Source organism: Rhizobium etli 8C-3, assembly GCF_001908375.1.
GTDB lineage: Bacteria > Pseudomonadota > Alphaproteobacteria > Rhizobiales > Rhizobiaceae > Rhizobium > Rhizobium etli_B.
In genome coordinates, this window is sequence record NZ_CP017244.1 from 21,839 (window position 1) to 40,629 (window position 18,791).

At 59.9% G+C, this 18,791-nt stretch carries 14 protein-coding genes and 1 pseudogene; 12 read left to right on the plus strand and 3 right to left on the minus strand.

The features are described from left to right. The first annotated feature begins 45 nt into the window (after window positions 1–45). The 4 genes and pseudogenes from AM571_RS24905 to AM571_RS24920 all read left to right on the plus strand — a co-directional run bounded on the left by AM571_RS24905 (window position 46) and on the right by AM571_RS24920 (window position 4,173). Window positions 46–762: an NADH dehydrogenase ubiquinone Fe-S protein 4 gene (locus AM571_RS24905; protein ID WP_074065558.1), complete on the plus strand. Its 717-nt coding sequence runs from the start codon at window positions 46–48 to the stop codon at window positions 760–762. 9 nt (window positions 763–771) lie between these two features. Further along, window positions 772–939: pseudogene (locus AM571_RS37710) on the plus strand (DNA-directed RNA polymerase subunit omega); the annotation flags it as partial. Between the two features lie 395 nt (window positions 940–1,334). Continuing rightward, window positions 1,335–3,161, plus strand: a complete 1,827-nt coding sequence (ftsH, locus tag AM571_RS24915) for an ATP-dependent zinc metalloprotease FtsH (protein ID WP_196776375.1) — start codon at window positions 1,335–1,337, stop codon at window positions 3,159–3,161. 109 nt (window positions 3,162–3,270) lie between these two features. After that, window positions 3,271–4,173, plus strand: coding sequence for an SDR family NAD(P)-dependent oxidoreductase (locus tag AM571_RS24920; protein ID WP_237358634.1), 903 nt, complete (start codon window positions 3,271–3,273; stop codon window positions 4,171–4,173). A gap of 309 nt (window positions 4,174–4,482) precedes the next feature. Here AM571_RS24920 and AM571_RS24925 read toward each other — a convergent pair whose 3' ends face one another. Together AM571_RS24925 and AM571_RS24930 are read right to left on the minus strand one after the other, a co-directional pair. Then, complete coding sequence (locus tag AM571_RS24925) at window positions 4,483–5,175, minus strand: Crp/Fnr family transcriptional regulator (protein WP_074063755.1); 693 nt, start codon at window positions 5,173–5,175, stop codon at window positions 4,483–4,485. Between the two features lie 756 nt (window positions 5,176–5,931). Continuing rightward, a complete protein-coding gene (locus tag AM571_RS24930; RefSeq protein WP_074063756.1) occupies window positions 5,932–6,636 on the minus strand; it encodes an LssY C-terminal domain-containing protein in 705 nt (234 codons plus the stop codon). Window positions 6,637–6,976: 340 nt separating this feature from the next. Here AM571_RS24930 and AM571_RS24935 point away from each other — a divergent pair, with 340 nt between their 5' ends. After that, the gene (locus AM571_RS24935; protein ID WP_074063757.1) at window positions 6,977–10,342 is read left to right on the plus strand and encodes an adenylate/guanylate cyclase domain-containing protein; all 3,366 of its coding nucleotides are present in this window, start codon (window positions 6,977–6,979) and stop codon (window positions 10,340–10,342) included. 480 nt (window positions 10,343–10,822) lie between these two features. Then, complete coding sequence (locus AM571_RS24940; protein ID WP_074063758.1) at window positions 10,823–11,296, plus strand: GNAT family N-acetyltransferase; 474 nt, start codon at window positions 10,823–10,825, stop codon at window positions 11,294–11,296. Between the two features lie 18 nt (window positions 11,297–11,314). Here AM571_RS24940 and AM571_RS24945 read toward each other — a convergent pair whose 3' ends face one another. Further along, window positions 11,315–12,187 carry a LysR family transcriptional regulator gene (locus AM571_RS24945; protein ID WP_196776376.1) on the minus strand — a complete coding sequence of 291 codons (873 nt, stop codon included), beginning with the start codon at window positions 12,185–12,187 and terminating at the stop codon, window positions 11,315–11,317. A gap of 182 nt (window positions 12,188–12,369) precedes the next feature. On the opposite strand from AM571_RS24945, the gene argH reads away from it, so the two are divergent. From argH to AM571_RS24975, 6 genes are all read left to right on the plus strand, one after another. Next, window positions 12,370–13,830, plus strand: coding sequence for an argininosuccinate lyase (gene argH / locus AM571_RS24950; protein ID WP_074063760.1), 1,461 nt, complete (start codon window positions 12,370–12,372; stop codon window positions 13,828–13,830). Next, on the plus strand, window positions 13,827–14,699 hold the full coding sequence (locus AM571_RS24955; protein ID WP_074063761.1) for an amino acid ABC transporter permease: 873 nt from the start codon (window positions 13,827–13,829) through the stop codon (window positions 14,697–14,699). The genes argH and AM571_RS24955 overlap by 4 nt, the downstream gene beginning before the upstream one ends. Window positions 14,700–14,707: 8 nt before the next feature. After that, complete coding sequence (locus AM571_RS24960; RefSeq protein ID WP_074063762.1) at window positions 14,708–15,478, plus strand: amino acid ABC transporter ATP-binding protein; 771 nt, start codon at window positions 14,708–14,710, stop codon at window positions 15,476–15,478. Between the two features lie 81 nt (window positions 15,479–15,559). After that, window positions 15,560–16,387 (plus strand): ABC transporter substrate-binding protein, encoded by an 828-nt coding sequence (locus tag AM571_RS24965; RefSeq protein WP_074063763.1) that lies wholly within the window; start codon window positions 15,560–15,562, stop codon window positions 16,385–16,387. A gap of 103 nt (window positions 16,388–16,490) precedes the next feature. Then, window positions 16,491–17,882 carry an MmgE/PrpD family protein gene (locus AM571_RS24970; protein ID WP_074063764.1) on the plus strand — a complete coding sequence of 464 codons (1,392 nt, stop codon included), beginning with the start codon at window positions 16,491–16,493 and terminating at the stop codon, window positions 17,880–17,882. Between the two features lie 11 nt (window positions 17,883–17,893). Next, on the plus strand, window positions 17,894–18,787 hold the full coding sequence (locus AM571_RS24975) for a polysaccharide deacetylase family protein (RefSeq protein WP_074063765.1): 894 nt from the start codon (window positions 17,894–17,896) through the stop codon (window positions 18,785–18,787). Window positions 18,788–18,791 lie beyond the last annotated feature (4 nt).

Here is an 18,791-nt window from a genome sequence, read left to right on the forward strand (position 1 = left end):
CCGCCGCCCGCCTTGATCCTTCTCCAGCAAGGGAGGAATATGAAAGTGGAGACCGTCAGGCAGATACAGGGTTACAGGAAAGATCCGACTTCTCAGCCTAGGCCGTTGAATGACAACAACACCCGCCCGTTATCGATGGGGAGGTCGATCTTCCCGGACGAGGCCGTTGCCCGCATCTACAGTCCATCCCGCTCAGTCACAACATCGGGCAAAGCGCGAAAGAAGTGCTGGCGCCTTGCTTTCGAACGCCGCGCCGCACCGTTCATCGAGCCGCTGATGGGCTATACAGGTAGTCGCGATACGCTGACGCAAGTCGAACTGGAGTTTCGCGACCTCGCATCCGCCATTCGCTACGCGAACCGCCACGGCCTGGCCTATGTCGTGCGGCGGACGGCCGACCGTTACGGGCGGTCCGAAGCGGGCTCCCAACAGCCGGGCAGAGCGTCACACGCCTTCGCGGATGCTACCTTGGAGCGGCTCGGACTCGCCCGACTGCAGGAGTGTTATGGGCTCGCGCTCGACGGTGCAGTCGGCCGCGACGACCCATCGGGTCCCGAAAGCTGGTCTTCGCCGATGGATGTCGTTCTGGATCCTAAGCTGACGCTCGCCGCCAAGCGTTCCATCCTGATGAATTGGGCCTGGAGCGAATATCTCATCGACCAGGCGACCAACGAAGGGATGCCGGAGAACAGGCCATCACGCCTCGACGAGGTCGAGCACGCGCTCCTTGTGCTCGAGCAGATTAGCCGCTCTGTCGCGTGAGGTGCTACCATTGACCTGTATATCGTCTTCGACTGTGAGATAGGTCTTCCGAACAGGTTCGGGCTGGCACTGGCAGCTGCCGCACGCGTCCGCGCGCTTGCACGCGGAAGCGGGTCCAGGATCGACGTTGCAGATCTCGATGCGATCGAGCTTGCACTTCGCGAGATCGCAGCGGGTGCATTTAAAAGCAGCGAACTCGCACCGTTCATAACCGGATCCGGAGAGGCAAGCCGGCTTGCCGCCTCCGGACCTGCAATCGAGCTTCGTGATGGCAGTGCGTCCGGACGCTGCCGTCACACCCATCTCCCATCTGCGGGAGAGGGTTCACTGGCGACGCGACCGATGCCGCGCAATGGGCAAAAGCCGTACCGCGATGCCGATCCCGATCAGAATTCTGCATGACCGCCGCTTCCATAACTGCTGGCGTCGGGAACTATTTGCTGAGTAACCACTTGGGTCTCGACTGCGGCTGACCTGCAACGGCAATTGTCGCCAAGCTGCCTAAGCCAGTCCCACAGCCGATAGTTGACAAGGATGGCTCATCTTGTCGTCCGGCCACCGGCGGAGTGACTATGGAAATGAACAGAAATACACGCTTCAACATCTGGTATTGGGTGGTCGCATTCCTTGTTTTGCTCGCATTCCAGTATTTTTTCACAACGGCAACGCAAGTCGCGCGGATACCTTACAGCCAGTTCGAAACGGACCTGAAGAACGGCAAGATTGCAGAAGTCGCAGTCTCCGACAATTTCATACAGGGCCGCTATAAGCAGGCGCAGGATAAGCGCCCGTTCTTCGTGACGACGCGCGTCGAACCCGATCTCGCCGAGCGGCTGCAGCGACACGGCGTCGTTGTCACAGGTCAGGTCGAGAGTACTTTCCTGCGCGATCTTCTGTCCTGGCTGCTTCCAGTGGCGCTCTTTGCCGGCGTGTGGGTCTACATCTTGAAGCGCATGGGCAGCGGTGTCGGCGGCGGCCTCATGCAGGTCGGCAAAAGCAAGGCCAAGATCTATGTGCAGTCCGATACGGGAGTGACGTTCAAGGACGTGGCGGGCGTCGACGAGGCAAAGGAAGAGCTCAAGGAGATCGTGGACTTCCTCAAGGACCCGGCCGGCTATGGCAGATTGGGCGGCCGCATGCCGAAAGGTGTGCTCCTTGTCGGTCCACCGGGCACCGGCAAGACCTTGCTTGCCAAAGCTGTGGCGGGAGAGGCCGGTGCGCCGTTCTTTTCGATCTCGGGTTCGGAATTCGTCGAGATGTTCGTCGGCGTCGGCGCAGCGCGGGTCCGCGACCTCTTCGAACAGGCGCGTGCGAAGGCGCCGGCGATCATCTTCATCGACGAGCTGGATGCGCTGGGACGCGCCCGTGGCATCGGTCCGATGGCTGGCGGTCATGACGAGAAGGAACAAACCCTCAATCAGCTTCTGGTCGAGCTTGACGGCTTCGATTCTTCGACCGGCCTTGTGCTGCTCGCAGCAACCAATCGCCCTGAAATCCTTGATCCGGCCCTCCTTCGGGCTGGGCGTTTCGATCGTCAGGTGCTTGTGGACCGTCCTGACAAGCATGGCCGCATTCAGATCCTCACTGTGCATCTGAAGCGGGCGAAATTGGCGCCGGAAGTCAATGTCGAACAGATTGCGGCCCTCACGCCGGGCTTTACCGGCGCCGATCTCGCCAACCTTGTAAACGAGGCAACGCTGCTGGCTACCCGCCGGAAGGCCGAGGCAGTCACCATGGCAGATTTCAATGCTGCCATCGAACGCATTGTGGCCGGCCTGGAGAAGCGTAATCGATTGCTCAATCCTCGGGAGCGGGAGATCGTGGCTCACCACGAGATGGGTCACGCCTTGGTGGCGATGGCATTGCCGGGCGTCGATCCCGTCCACAAGGTTTCGATCATACCCCGCGGCATCGGCGCCCTCGGTTATACGATCCAGCGCCCGACCGAGGATCGCTTTTTGATGACCCGTGAGGAGCTCGAGAACAAGATGGCAGTCCTGCTCGGCGGCCGTGCCGCGGAATCGATCATCTACGGGCATCTCTCGACGGGCGCTGCCGATGATCTGGCCAAAGTCACCGATATTGCCCGTGCCATGGTCACCCGCTATGGCATGACAGACGCGCTGGGCCACGTCGCGCTGGAGAAGGACCGGCGTTCATTCCTGGCTACAGATCAGCCCTACTACGGCCCGAACGAGCCCGAATACTCCGATAAGACAGCGGCTTTGGTCGATGAGCAGGTGCGCCGGATCATTGATGAGACTTTCCAACGAACACTCGCCATCCTGACAGAACGCAGGGCCATATTGGAGCATTCCGCCCGGCTCTTGCTTGAAAAGGAAACGCTCGATGAAGGTGATCTGAGATCACTTCTTGGCCAAGCCGTAGCAGCAGAATAGCTCGCGGGTCGAGATCGTGCCTCGGGAGGTGGTGTAGGTCGCGGCTGAAGGCTGTGCTTTCCGACATAGAGCCGGAGGGATATCAGCGGGCCACAGCGGGCAGACTGATTTGCGGATCATCGCCGAGGCAGCCACGGTCCACGTTACCGGCAGGACCCGTTCCGAGGCGGAAGCAAGCCTGGGAGGTAAACGCGCGGGATCGCTGGAGGGGCTTGCGCTTGAGGCTGCGGCACTACCCGGACGACTAGTCGTTCATCATTGCGACCACAGCAACGACGCCGAAACCGAGCGCGTGGCTGAAGAGATCAGGGCCGCCAACAGGCTGGACATTCTGGTGAACAATGCATGGCCCGGCTATGAAAACATGATCGAGGATGGCGATTTTACCTGGCCGCGCCCTTTCTGGGAGCAGCCCGTCTGGCGGTGGGACGCAATGATCGGCGCCGCGCTAAGGGCGGCTTTCATAATGTCGCGCGCAGTGGCGCCGACGATAATCTCGACGCAGCGCGGTCTGATCGTCAATATTTCATTCTGGGCAGCTCAATTCTACGACGGCAACGCGATCTACGGCATGGCCAAAGCCGCCGCCGACAAGATGGCCGCGGACTTCGCACATGAACTGCGTCCACATAAGGTCGCCGCCGTCGCACTCGATCCCGGGCTGGTACGCACCGAAGCCGTCATGCAGAACGCCGAATATTTCGACTTGTCCAATTCCGAGTCCCCGAGGTTCATCGGCCATGTCATGCGGCGGTCGATCCTTGCGAGGATTAGGCATGCGCCGTTTTCAGCCGATACGGGATTGGACACCCGGATATATAAACACCTGCCCCACCACATCGACATAATGGTGAAGTGCACAGCATGCGGAGAGACGCGGGAGTTTCAGCGCGACAATCTACCCGTAGCAATGCGGCATGCACTCATCGCCGACATCGAGAAGCGACTGAAATGCACGTCATGCGGTGCCAAGAGCGGAAAGCTGCTGTTCGGTAGTTATGTGAGGGGTTGATGAGCATCGAAGGCCATACGGGGGGCTAGGCGCCAATATCCACGAGAATCATCTGTGCGACCATGAGGACGCCAACGGCATCCGCTGCACGGAATGGCTTCGAGGAGAGCAAGGCAATCACGCTATGGTATTGCCGGGAGCATCAGCCGCTGAACTATCGCGGACTGCCCCGCATGGAGGGATGACACGATGATCGCTGAGTTGGTTGTCTGCGCTACTATGGTCGCGGTCGACGCTGACACGGTCAAGTGCCTGCCGAGCGGTCAGAATATTCATTTGCTGGGGACGGTGTTCCGTTCGTACGAATTCCTAGCGCATTGATCCAATGAGGCGCGTGAATTCCCGTTCGGCAATCCCATAGGCGTCACCGGCGAACGCCTGTAACGCCTCGCGGTTGCGTATGGTCACCTGACCTCTCTCGGCCACAATAAAGCGGTGTCCCTCAAGAACGTGGAGCGCCGTCGTTACACTTGGGCGTCTCACATTGAGCAATCCTGCCAAGAAATCGTGCGTAACGGAGAGCCTATCACCGGCTGTACGGTCGTGAACCATCAATAGCGATCGCGCCAGTCGTTCGTCGACATGGTGAGTAGCGTTCGTAAGGGCGGTATAGGCCGTTTGGACGAACAGCGTTTGTGCGTAGCGGCTCAAGAGCTTTCGCATGGTGCGGCTTGAGACAAGGGCCGCGAACAGGTGCTCATTCCTGATTTTGTGACCATTCCCTTCCACTTGCATGAATACTTTGAAGGGTGCTCGATCGTCTTCAAACAGACTGTTTGGAGGCGACATTCCCTCCCGCCCGAAGATGCCCACTTCGACTGTTTCTCCTGATGGCGAGACAGCCATGATCGAGCCAATGCCAGATTCCGGAAAGTAGCTGAACTCCTGAGGCTGATCAGGCTCGGAAAGCACTGCCAGTCGCGGAAGAGCGACGGGCTCCAGATATTTTAGCAGGCGCTCGCGGTCGCTGTCTTCGAGAAGGTTGAGAATCCTATTAAACATTTCTTCCCCCGTGCGAACCCTCTCACAAGGTAATCCTTTCCCCTAAACTACCGGGATGAAACCTGTCACGTTTCGTCTCGGTTGACTAGAGAACGAGGTTTTCATCTACCGCAACATCAGCGAAACTCGTTCGTTTAAGTGTTTGGGATCGCCTGGCGTGGCTCCTACTAAGCCCTTCCGCCCTTCGGAAGGCCGCGCGGTCCTCTGGATCAGATTGCCTCGCTGCGGCGGGACTTCTTTTTGACCAAATCGCTGGCGCACTGGAACATCATCGATACAATTCAGGTTAAGTGGATTGCGTGATCTGGCACGCCCTGCTAGACGCACGTCCAGCCAGCAATGCTGGCGACCTGGCCCTGCCCGTTACTTAGCAGCAGGGCCTTCAAGGGCCTTCTCGATCGGGGAAACGGCAGCCGAGGCAAATGCGAGCGGCTTTGACTAGCGCCCTAGGATCGCTATTTTCCACGTTACCCCGGCCAAGGAGCCTGACCCCTGCGCCGCGGTAATCAGCCGTCATTCGGCGCAAGGTGATGATAGGCTGCGCCGGCCGCCGATAATATTCGCAAATTGTCGTAGATTTTTGAAAATGCACCGCATTAGGCGACGGGAAACATTCAACCGCCTCGGATGTTCGGCGGAATGGATTGCGCTGCCAAGCTTTGGACATTCGACAACGCCTCGGCCGCTATGCGCCGCGAAGCGGACGCCGCCCGAAGGCTGCTTTCGGCCCGACGCGGACATTGAATGTCCGGCCTGCTACCGGTTTCGAAGCACACCGATGAGGGCCTTTCCGTCGGTGAAATAGGGATCACCGCCTCCGTTGCGGCCGTCTTTTGTCGCTCCGATGCCATCGATCTCATAGCTCGACAAAAGTTGTCCGGCCTTGAGAAGATCGCTGATCATCAGGTTTCGCTCTGCGTCGACATCCGGGCCGATATGATGCGTGATTTGACCGGTATCGTGGCTGAAGCCGACACCTCGATCAAAACTTGCCGAGCCGAGCCAGTGCGGGCGATGATTTGGGCCGGTTTGTTCGGTCAGCCAGAAACGAACGTGGTTGCGTTCGTCGGCGCTTTTGCCGACGGGCTTTTCAAAGGCTAGATCCTGTTTTCTGCCCTCGAAAAACAGTGGGCTAACTGGCGCATCGAGATCAGGCCGATCAAGCACCACGCTCAATCCAATATCGATCGATGAGCGCAAGGTAATTTTATCGGCAGGATCCCAATGAGCAGCCGCGAACGCCCGGATGACGTCTTCCTTCGAACCAAGAAGACCGACATTGATGGGGTCGCCGGGAATCCCCTGCTCCGTGGTCGTGACCATGTTACCAACTTTAACCACCCGGTCAGCATCGTGAAAAATCCAAATCTCGGGGATGACGAAATAGGCAAGCAGCAAGTATGTGAACAGCACGGCAATCAAGGCACTCATCGCCATGCGGGTTTTCGTGAGATGACGCATCGGAATTCGCCCACCCCAAAAGATTGCCAAGGGGGATCATACGCCGAACACGCGGCCGAGACATCCAGAATTTGCTTCGGCAGCAACTGTCACCGACCGCTTCTGGCGGATATTGTTGAAAAAGTCCGAAATCAGGCTCCGGGAATTTAGTTAGTTTCACGGAGCAAATCGTGAAGCCGGACGAGCCCTGATGAATCGCGGTGGTGGTCGGGCGCGTGCTGCTTGTCCGACTGAATTGACGAGAACTGAGCGGGTAAAAGGTGTATGCTGGATATCCCCGGACATGTGGAGAGCGCATCAGAACAAGCCGTATTCGACCATGTTAAATGGATGTTAGGTCATGCCCGACATCGGAGACTGGCTCGCCAGCATTAGGCTTGAGCGGTATCGCGAAACCTTCTTGAAGAACGGCATCGATCTCGATGTTATCGACGATCTCACCGATGCCGATCTGAAGGAGCTCGGACTGTCCCTTGGTGACCGCAAGCGGTTGCTCAGAGCGGCCGCGGCCCTAGCTCAGCAGTCGCCGTCTCCGGCGGCGACACCCCCCCCGCTTTCCCCAATCCACAGCGAGGCGGAACGGCGACACCTGACGGTGATGTTCTGCGATCTCGTTGGATCGACAGCACTCTCTGCCCGTCTCGATCCAGAAGACCTACGGCAGTCGATCGTTGCGTACCGCGCTTGCGCCACCGAGATCGTCGGCCGGTACGACGGCTTTGTTGCGAAGTATATGGGCGACGGCGTTCTCGTTTACTTCGGCTATCCGCAGGCTCACGAGGAAGATGCCGAGCGGGCCGTGAGGGCCGGCCTCGCCGTCGTTGAGGCCGTCGACCGGCTGGATGCGGCAGGCGAGCACCTGGCTGTTCGGATCGGAATTGCCTCTGGTTTGGTCGTGGTGGGCGACATCATCGGCACCGGTGAGGCCGAGGAATGCAGCGTCGTAGGTGAAACGCCGAACCTGGCGGCCCGCCTACAGGCGTTGGCCGGGCCCGGCACAGTGGTCATTGCCGAAGCAACGCGTGCACTGCTGCGGGGCCAGTTCAAGCTCGAAAGCATCGGACTGCGGCCGATCAAAGGTTTTTCCGGGGCGGCTGAAGCTTTTCGGGTGCTCGGCGAAGTGCGTAGCGACGACCGCTTCGAGGCCGGTCACGTGACTGTGCTACCGTTGGTCGGCCGAGATCAGGAACTCGCACTGCTGGTTGATCGCTGGACTCTGGCCAAAGCCACCGAAGGTCAGGTCGTCCTGCTCGAGGGCGAGGCCGGAATCGGCAAGTCGCGTCTTGCGCTGGCACTTCGCGAGCGCATCTTCAGGGAGCCACATCTGTTGCGCCGTTACTTCGCCTCACCCTACCACATCAACAGCGCGCTTCGTCCGGTAATTGCCCAGCTCGAACAGGCAGCGGGCTTTGAACGCGATGATTCATCGGCCGTCAAGTTCGCCAAGCTCCAGGCACTGCTCGCGGAACAGGTGGGTGAGGTGAGCGAAGCTATCCCATTGCTGGCAGAGCTTCTCGGAATCCCAAGCAGCAGCCGCTATCCAAGACTGAGTCTTGCGCCCCAGCAGTGCAAGAATCTCACCTTCGAAGTGCTCATCGCCCAGCTTGCCAGACTGGCTGCGGAGCAGCCGGTGCTCATGATACTTGAGGATGCGCACTGGCTGGACGCGAGCAGCCTTGAGCTGTTCGGCTTGTTCGTGGACCGCATCCAGCAGCTCTCGGTGCTGCTGGTCATTACCTACAGGCCTGAGTTCGTGCCGCCTTGGCGTGGTTACCCGCACGTCACAAAGGTGGTCTTGAATCGTCTCGACCGGGTGCAAGCTCAATTGCTGGTCGAACGGCTGACCGGTGGAAAGCTCTTGCCTCTCGGAGTGCTCGATTACATCGTAGCCAACACCGATGGCGTGCCGCTGTACCTTGAGGAGTTGGCCAAAACCATGCTCGAATCTAGCCTATTGGGAGTGGCCGGCGATCAATTTGGACTGCCTGTACCTGTACCGCCGCTGGCGATCCCGGTAACGCTCCACGACTCGCTTATGGCCCGCCTCGACCGCCTCGGCGGGGCCAAGGTGGTCGCCCAAATCGGCGCTTGCATTGGGCGCGAGTTCTCCTATGAGTTGATTGCAGCGTTGGGCGTGCTCGATGAGCCTGAGCTGCAGCAGGGACTCGATCAACTGGTTGGTACTGAGCTGGTTTTTCGGCGCGGAAGTCTCCCTAAAGCGATCTACAGCTTCAAGCACGCGCTTGTTCGCGATACCGCATATCAGTCCCTCCTCAAGAGCCGTCGTCGGGAGCTCCATCGTCGTATTGCCCAAGTCATCGAAGAGCGAGCTCCACACGTCGTGGCCGCCGAGCCGGAGATCTTAGCGTATCATCTCACGGAGGCCGGACAGCTACCGCAAGCAGTCGTGTTCTGGCACCGTGCCGGCGAACACGCCAATGACCGGGCGGCGAATGCCGAGGCCGCCGGCCATTTGGCCAAGGGCCTCGATCTGCTCACTCAGATGCCCGAGAACCCGGAGCGCCTCGAGCATGAGCTGACATTGTTGACCACCCTGGGGCAAGTGCTTACCGCTGCGAAGGGCTATGGCCACCCGGAGGTCGAGCGTGTCTACAACCGTGCTCGCAACCTGACGGAGCGGGTCCAAGATACGCCCAGGCTGTTCCCGGTAATTCTCGGCCTCACCATCAACCATGCAGTGCGGTCTGAGCTTTCCGCGGCGCGGGGCCTTGGCGAACGGCTCTTGGCGTTGGCGCAGCAAGCCTCGGATCCCGTGCTCATGGTGGAAGCGTCCTACGCGCTGGGCATCACCTGCTCCTGGCTTGGCGAATTCGCCTCGGCATGGCAGCACCTCGAACGCGGGATCAACCAATACGACATCGCCCAGCACCAGGCGCATCTGGCGCTTTATGGACAGGATGGAGGACCGATCTGCCTGTGCCGTGGCGGCATGGCGCTGTGGTATCTCGGTCACGATGACCGGGCGCTGGAGCTGATGGACGAGGCGCTCGCCATGACTGCGAAGCTCGGACATTCATTCAGCCGCGCCTACGTATTGACATGGGCGGCGATTCTACACGTACATCGACGGGACGTCGCGAAGGCGCAAGAGGCGGCGGAGTTGGCGTTGGCGTTCGCGGCCGAACACGAATTTCCATTCTGGCACACCCAGGGAGTCTTCCTGCAGGGGTGGCTGCTGGCGGAGCGGGGCTTGATCGCGGAAGGCATCGAGCGTTTGCGAGACGGGTTGGCTGGGATGCAGGCGATCGGGTCAGGAATGACAGCGCCTTGGGCGATGGGTTTACTCGCGGAGGCGCATGGAAAGGCTGATCGTTTTGCCGAGGCTAGCACCTTGATTGACGAGGCGCTCACCATTGTCGCTCGCACTGGCAATCGCTGGTGCGAGGCGGAGCTGCATCGGCTCAAGGGCGAACTCATATCATCGACCACGGAGTGCAATCCTGCCGAAATCGAGGCGTGCTTCCGCCGTGCGCTGGAGGTGGCCCGCATGCAGGATGCCAAGATGTGGGAACTGCGCTCGGCGATGAGTTTGGCGCGGCTTTGGCGAGCACAGGGTCTTAGAGCCGAGGTCTGCGAGCTGCTCGCGCCGCTCCTTGGCTGTTTCCCGAAGAGCCACGGGGCGCTCGATCTTCAGGAGGCTGAAGCGGTGTTTGAGAGCTGCGGAGGTAGTAAATTGAGCACCTGAACATGCTCCGCTGTAACGGCTTCGTCGCAACTCCCGATTCGAGTAATGATTCTGAATTCGACACTTGCGATGTCGCAGTGTAGCGAGTCGCGCAACGACTGCAACTGGCGCGTCTTTCTCGTTCCGATCGAGGGAAGCTACGGAAGAACACCACCTCTCGCGACCTTCCCTTGTCGCAAACCCCCCAATCAAAGCGATCGGTTTTGCAACCGACTGAACTCAACTTTTGCGACAACATTTGCTGATTCCCGCTTACCTTCCGATGTCGAGCCCAGACGCGCTTCACCTGCGCTTCGCTGCAGCCAGTCAGCTTCGCCGTCCTGCTGATACTTTAAGCCTAGACTTTTTGATCAAAGTCAGAAGATGACTGCGGCTGCGATTTTTGTCTGTGAAATCAGCGCCTGCGGTTGACCCACTTGCTACCGAGGCGCAAAGCGGTGCATATCGGCGATAACGGCGGACAGTCTTCGGGGAGCGCGAATGGCTTTTCTTATCAAGACGCTGGGCCAGGATCCGGCTCTGCTCGCCAGCCTTGCCGAAATGCTGCAGGAAATGCAGGAGCACTACGCTGTGCCTTGCCCGCCGTCCGACGACATCCTTCAAGGCTTGATGGAAAGACCGGAAGGCACTGAAATCATCGTCATGGCGGAGGAGACTTTCGTCATCGGTTTCGCAGCTTATGCCGCCCTTTATCCCGGCCCCCACCTTCAACCTGGCCTCTTCCTGAAAGAGCTTTATGTGCGCCGCCAATATCGCGGCAGGGGTATCGGCCACGAGTTGCTTACTCATCTGGCGAGACTGGCTCAGGACCGTGGACTGTCACGGATCGACTGGACCGCCGATGCGAAGGACGAACGTCTGCTGCAATTCTACGACAGCATTGGCGGCCAGCAAAAGCCCGACAAGGTTTTCTACCGGCTCGACAAAGATGCCTTGAAGCGATTGGCTACATGATGGCGCCAAAACGTTGGCCTAGTCGTGCATTGTCCTGGCTTCCGCGTGGAGCCATTGCTCGAACAGACGCATCGATTGGCTCGTCGGGATATTCCGGGGTCTGGTGAACCAATATCCGTGGTCGCTCCGGTAACCGAGCCCATCAGGGTTGACGAGGCGCCCCGCGGCAAGTTCGTCGACAATCAATCCATGCGGGATCAATGCCATGCCCTGGCCCGCGAGCGCGGCGCGGATGACCATCGTGTAGTAACCGAAGCGCATCGTATGACGAACCTCAAGCCCACGTTTTCGATTGAATTCTGCAAAGGACGGCCAGTGAAACGGGGTCTGGGGATGCTCAAGCATCACCCCCCTTGATGCAGCTTCGATGGAGGACGGCTCGCCAAGCTTCTCCCAGTAGGAGGGCGCGCTCACGAGACGAACGTCGTGACCGAACAGATATTCACCTTCCTCATTCTCTACCGGAGTGACGACAAAACGAACCATGCCGTCGGGAACTTCGGTCTGTGTCTTCGACACGAAGGTCGTAAACTGCACCTCGATCTCGGGATGAGCTTCCGTGAACTGCGCAAACCGCGGCAACAGCCAGCGGTCACCGAAAATCGGGGGCACCTGAAGCCGGAGAACGCGAGGGCCGGGCTTGAGCCGCGCAACCTTCAGCGCTGCGTCTTCCATGGCCTTGATGGCTGTGCGCGCCTGTTCGATGTAAATGACGCCGAGTTCCGTGGGCACCATGCCGTTTGGCGTGCGCGAGAATGCCGGGCCGCCGATCAACTCCTCAAGTCCGATCAACTGCTTGCTGACGGCGCTTTGCGATAGCGCCACAGGCTCGGCCGCCGCGCTCGTTGATCCTCGCTCGGCGACCGCCAGCAATACCTGCAGCGCTGTCATCGATGGAAACTGCTTACGACCCGACACCCTTACCTCTCGCGCCGATTAGTCGCTTTCAGACTAAATGCCAAAGCCGTTACTGGCTAGTCGTTTTTCTCATAGGCCAAGGAATTAACTTCGCTTGCTCGAATTGGGATCACATGGGAGCGTTGCCTCAATATTAAACAAAAGAGGGAACAATTATGTCAGAGCCGACCCAGCTCTGGGGTGGCCGCTTCAAGTCTGCCCCCTCGGAAGCACTCGCCAAGCTTTCACGCTCTCACCCCTCTTATTTCCGGCTTTACCGCGAGGACCTGGCCGGTTCGCGCGCTCATGCCTCCGAACTCAAGCGAGCCGGCGTGCTGGACGAGGCGGAGTTTGCGACGATCCGTGAAACACTCGACCGCGTCGAGGCCGATGTTGCAAACGGAGATGAAAAACCCATCGCCGCTGACGAAGACATCCACACGTTCCTCGAACGCTTGCTGATGCAGCGGCTTGGCGTCCTGGGTGGAAAATTGCGGGCCGGCCGCTCGCGCAACGACCAGACTTCCAACAACACCCGTCTTTACCTGCGCCGCATGGCGCGGGAATTGTCGCGCGGCATCATTGCCGTCGAGACGGCGCTCGTCACCCAGGCCTCCAGGCACACAGAAACGGTAATGCCGGGCTTCACTCACCTGCAGCCGGCCCAGCCCATCGTGCTCGGCCATCACCTGATGGCGCACGCGCAAAGCCTGCTGCGCGATCTGGAGCGGTTTGAGGATTTCGACCGGCGCTTCGACCGCTCGCCCCTCGGGGCTGCCGCGCTTGCGGGTTCCGGCATCGCCTGCCGCCCAGATCTCTCGGCAATGGAACTCGGCTATGCGGGTGCTTGCGAGAACTCCATCGATGCCGTGTCGGGCCGCGATCACGTTGCCGAATTCCTGTTCATCTGCTCTCTCGTAGCCGTGAGTCTGTCGCGGCTTGCCGAGGAAATCTGCATCTGGAGTTCCAAGCAATTCAGCTGGGTCACGCTGCACGATTCCTATTCCACGGGATCGTCGATCATGCCGCAGAAGAAGAATCCCGACATCGCCGAACTGACACGTGGCATGAGCGGCACGCTGATCGGCAATATCGCCGGCTTCCTGGCCACGATGAAGGCAATGCCGCTCGCCTACAACCGCGACCTTGCCGAAGACAAACGCGCCCTGTTCGAGAGCATCGACATTCTCGAAATCATCCTGCCCGCTTTCGCCGGCATGGTCGAAACGTTCGAATTCGATGTCGCCCGGCTGCGCGAAGAAGCACCCAAAGGTTTCACGCTCGCAACGGAGGTCGCGGACTGGCTCGTTTCACAGAACGTATCCTTCGCGCAGGCGCACGAGATCACCGGCGCTGTGGTCCGTTATTGCGAGGAGCGCGGCCATGACCTTGCCGGCTTGACCGAGGAAGACCTGCCTCGCATTGACGCCCGCCTGAAGCCCGGAGTGCTTGAAGCCATGACGCTTGAGGGCGCGCTTGCCAGTCGCATCGGCTACGGCGCCACATCGCCGATCAGGGTCCGCGAACAGATCGCACGCTTCAATGACGCGCTGGAGGCCAAGAAAGCCTTCGCGACCAGCGAGTTGAGCCTGCCGGGCAGTAAAGCCGCGTCGCCGCGGGGGCGAGGTGCACGATGAGCGCCGCTGACACGCATCACACCACGCTCGAACAGAAATACGAGATTGCGCACCTGACGCTTGTTCCCAAGCGCCATTTCGGACGCATGGTTGCCGCCGCGGTCGTCCTGTTGATCCTAGCCGCCATCGTCCGCGCCTTCAGCATCGGCCAGATCGAATGGAGCTATGTCCGCGACTTTCTCTTCGCACCCGCTATCCTCGACGGTCTGAAAAGTACGCTGGTCATGACGGTCGCCGCGATGACGTTGGGCATCGTGCTTGGCGTGCTGATCGCTATCATGCGCGTTTCCGGCAATCCGGTCCTGTCCTCTATCGCGGTGGGCTATGTCTGGATCTTCCGAGGTGCGCCGGCGCTTCTCCAACTCATGATCTGGTTCAATTTGGCGCTGATCTTCCCAACCATGGGCATTCCGGGGCTCTTCGAGTTTCGCACCGTGGACGTCATGACGCCGTTCGTCGCGGCCATGCTGGGGCTCGGAATCTCCCAGGGCGCCTACACGTCGGAAGTGGTGCGCAGCGGGCTCTTGTCCGTGGATAGCGGCCAGTACGAGGCTGCCCGTTCGATCGGAATGACGCAGATGATGATGCTGCGCCGAATCGTCCTGCCGCAGGCCATGCGCGTCATGGTCCCGCCGGTCGGCAACGAGGTGATCGGCATGGTCAAACTCACCTCCCTTGCCAGCGTCATCCAGTATTCGGAAATCCTGCACAACGCGCAGATCATCTATTTCGCAAACACCCGCGTCCTCGAACTTTTGCTCGTCGCCAGCTTCTGGTATCTCGCCGTCGTCTCCGTCCTCTCGATAGTCCAGCATTATATCGAGCAGTATTTCGGCCGTGGCAGCAAAGCCATCAGCGCTTCGATGTGAGGTAAGAGATGAGCAAAGATATCGTTGTAAAGGCCGTTGACGTTACCAAGCTTTACGGGACATTCACGGCGCTCGACAAGGTCAGCCTGGAAATCGCCAAAGGCGAGGTCTGCTGCGTCATCGGACCCTCGGGGTCGGGCAAGAGCACCTTTCTTCGCTGTATCAACCAGCTTGAGAAGATGAACTCGGGCGCGATCTGGGTGAACGACGAGTTGGTCGGCTATCGCCGCGAAGGAAACAATCTTCACGAGGTCAGCGACGCTGAAATGTCGCGACAGCGCCGCCGGATCGGCATGGTCTTCCAGAGGTTCAATCTGTTTCCGCACAAGACGGCGCTGGAAAACATCATGGAAGGTCCCGTTCAGGTTCTTCGCGAGCCGGTGGCCGAGGTGCGCAAGCGCGCCGACGATCTGCTGCTGCGTGTGGGGCTGGGTGACAAGGCCGGCCATTATCCCTCGCAGCTTTCCGGCGGCCAGCAACAGCGCGTGGCGATTGCTCGTGCGATGTGCATGCGCCCCGAACTGATCCTTTTCGACGAACCCACTTCGGCGCTCGACCCAGAACTCGTCTCTGAGGTGCTGGACGTGATGAAGGATCTCGCCGCGAGCGGCATGACCATGATCGTGGTCACCCATGAACTGGGCTTTGCCCGCAACGTCGCGAATACTGTCGCTTTCATGGAGGCGGGCAAGATGGTCGAGATCGGCCCGGCATCGGAGGTTCTCGGTTCGCCGAAAAGTCCCCGGACCGCCGAATTCATCAAGGCAGTACACAGCTGAAAACAGTCGGGCCGGTCGAACCGGCCGGCCCTAAACCCAAGACAAAAATCAATCCAACCAGTTCTAAAAAGGGGAACTTACATGAAAGCAGCTCTTGTCCCTCTCGCCGCCGTTCTTGCGTCCACGGCCGTGCACGCCGAAGGCCTGCCGGATCGCATCAAATCCGCTGGCAAGGTCATCGTCGCCAACCAGCCGAATTACCCGCCGATGGAATACAAGGACCCCGCCACCAATACGCTGATGGGGGTCGACATCGACCTCGGTGTGGCACTCGCCAAGCAGTTGGGCACCAGTGTCGAATGGGCGGATATCGGCTTCGAGCAGATGATATCGTCTCTGGAGACGGGCCGCGTCGATCTCATCCATAGCGGCATGAGCGATCTCCCGAAGCGCCGAGATACCCTGGATTTCGTCGACTACATGAAGTCCGGTGCACAGTTCTACACCTCCACGACGCGCAAGGAGGAGTTCAAGACCCCTGCGGACTTCTGTGGCAAGACGGTCGGCATGAGCCGCCGTACGTCGTTCCCGGATGAAACCACCAAGTGGAGCGCCGCAAACTGCGAGGCTAAAGGGCTTGCTGCCATCAAGGTGGTTGGCACGGAAGGTTCAGCCGACGCACGCGCACAACTGAAGCAGGGTCGCCTCGACGGCGCTGTCCAGGGCTCAGAAACCTTGCCTTACCTGATGACCCTCGAAAAGGATACCTATGCCATCGTCGGAGAGCCCATCACGGCCGTCTATCAGGGTATAGCCTTCTCCAAGAAGGATCCCGCATTGCGCGACGCCTACGCCGGCGCACTTAAGGCTATCATGGCCTCCGGTGAGTACCGGGCGATCTTTGCCAAGCACGGTCTTGAAGGCACCATGCTCGATGGCATCTATATCAATAGCGAAACCGTGAAGTAAGCCTGCAGCATTCAACTTCGAGAAGCCCGACCGCGACGTTTTGCGGTCGGGGGCTGCCCTCGCATCGCCCTCTGGCTGTGCAATTCTCTCGCCCGAGATCTCCATGAACCGTTCTCTCGCCGACACGCCGGTCGATAGGCTGGCCCGTTTCGTCTCTGCGCTCGACTACGACACCCTACCAGCAAGTGTCGTCGCTAAGGCGAAAATCCACATTTCCGATACGCTCGGCGCAGCGCTCGCCGGCGCGCGTTCCGCGGAATTCTCCATCTCCGTTCGGGCGATGCGCCCCGCAGGCCCGGTGCGGTTGTGGGGAACGCACCTCACCGGGTCCGCTCGCGACGCAGCGCTCGTCAACGGTTTCGCAGCCCATGCCTTCGAACTGGATGACGCCGGCGGTTGCGATCATTCTGGCGCCGTTATTCTGCCTGCCCTGTTTTCGGCCCTGCACGAAGCCGGGCGGCCGATAGACGGCAAGCGCATTATTACCGCGGTCGTCGCGGGTTACGATGTCGGGCGCCGTATTCTGGAAGCCACCGGCGGCTACGACGCCCATAACCGGCTGGGTTGGCATTCGACCGGCACCTGCGGCACGCTGGCCTCTGCTGCGGCGGCGGCCAATCTGCTCAGCTTCAATGCATCGGCGACGCGCGACGCCATTACGCTCGCCACCAGCTTTTCCTCCGGCCTGTGGGCCTTCATTCATGACGGTTCGCTGGCGAAGAAACTCCATGCCGGTCGTGCAGCGGAAGGCGGTCTCCTGGCCGCCCTGCTGGCGGCGAATGGGTTTGCCGGCCCTTCACGCGTCTTTGATGACGTATGGGGCGGCTTTTTCAATGCCTACAACAGGTCTGACTGCTATCCCGAGCTTCTCGCCGAAGGGCTCGGCGAGGTCTGGAAGATCAACCGCGCGGTGTTGAAGCCCTACGCATCCTGCCGGGGCGCGCATTCGTCTGTCGACGCGCTCCAGGACATGCTGGCCGAGACCGGCCGGGAAGCCGGCGACATCGCTCGCATCGACCTTCGCATGAGCGCCATGCTGAAGGACATGTGCGGCGCGAAAGTGGGCGGCGCCATGGCGGCCACGCAAATGAGTCTGCCTTACGCTCTTGCCGCACGTTGCGTGTTTGGGACCGCGGGCCTGGAAGCCTATACTGAGGAGTGCCGAAACCACCCCGAGGTGCATGCGTTGATGGAGAATATCGGCATCACTGTCGATGATGCCATGGACGCCATGGCCGAGCCGGTCGTGACGCTGACCTTCCGCGACGGCCTTTGCACCGAACGGATCGTGCCTCGCGCGACAGGTTCGGCGGAGCGCCCGATGCAGCCTGCAGCCGTCGAAGCCAAGTTCCGTGAACTTGCCGGGTTGAGTCTCGCTGCCGATGGCGTGGCCGCCCTGTGGCAATTACTTGGCGATCTCGAGCAGATCGAAGATTGCATGCAGATCGAAGCGCTGATGGCCGGCCACGCCGACAGCGTCCCAACTTTCCAATGAAAGCCTGAGACATGAAGTTCGACCTCTCCCCCCGTCCGCTTAACCCCGCGCCCAAGACACCTAAGATGATCTGGCCGAACGGCGCGAAAAGCGCGCTGTTCATCGGCTTCGATGTCGACGCCGAAACGGCCTGGATCGGCAACAATCCGTCCAACGTCGACCGGATGGTCACGACTTCTCACGGCGGCTACGACGCCCGCGTCGGCATCGCCAAAATTCTCGAACTGATGGACGAACTTGGCCTAAAGGCTACCTTCTTCATACCTGGTTGGACGGCGCTGGCTCACCCCGCCCAGTGCGAAGCCGTGGTCGCGGCAGGCCATGAGATCGGTCATCACGGGTTCATTCACAAGTTGCCGGATCGGGTAAATTGCGACCAGGCCTTCGAGGAAATCGACCGCGGATTCGAAGCGCTCCAGTCCGCGCTCGGCATACGCCCCATCGGCTACCGCGCTCCTTCAGGCGAGAATTTTCCTGAATTGCTTGCGTATCTGAAAGCGTCCGGCATTCGCTATTCCAGTTCCTTCCGTGACGACATTCTACCCTATCGCCATGCCGGCGCCGAGGGACTGGCAGGCCCGGTGGAAATTCCCGTCAACTTCGCCTTCGACGACTGGAACTTCGGCATGAAGAGCCGTTTGAGCCAGGGAACGCTGTTCGGCCGCAACGCCGTGCTTCCTCTCTGGATCGATGAATTTGAGGCGACCCATGCCTGGGGCGGCGTGACGACCATGGTTCTGCATCCGCAGGTCTCCGGCAGGCCGATGCGCTGGTACATCCTGCGCGATTTCCTTAAGCACGTCTTGGATAAGGGCGATGTCTGGATCGCGACTGGCGCGCAGATCACCGATCATTTCGAGGCCCAGGAAGCGATCTCCACGCAAAACAATGACGGGAAAGGTTGATTTG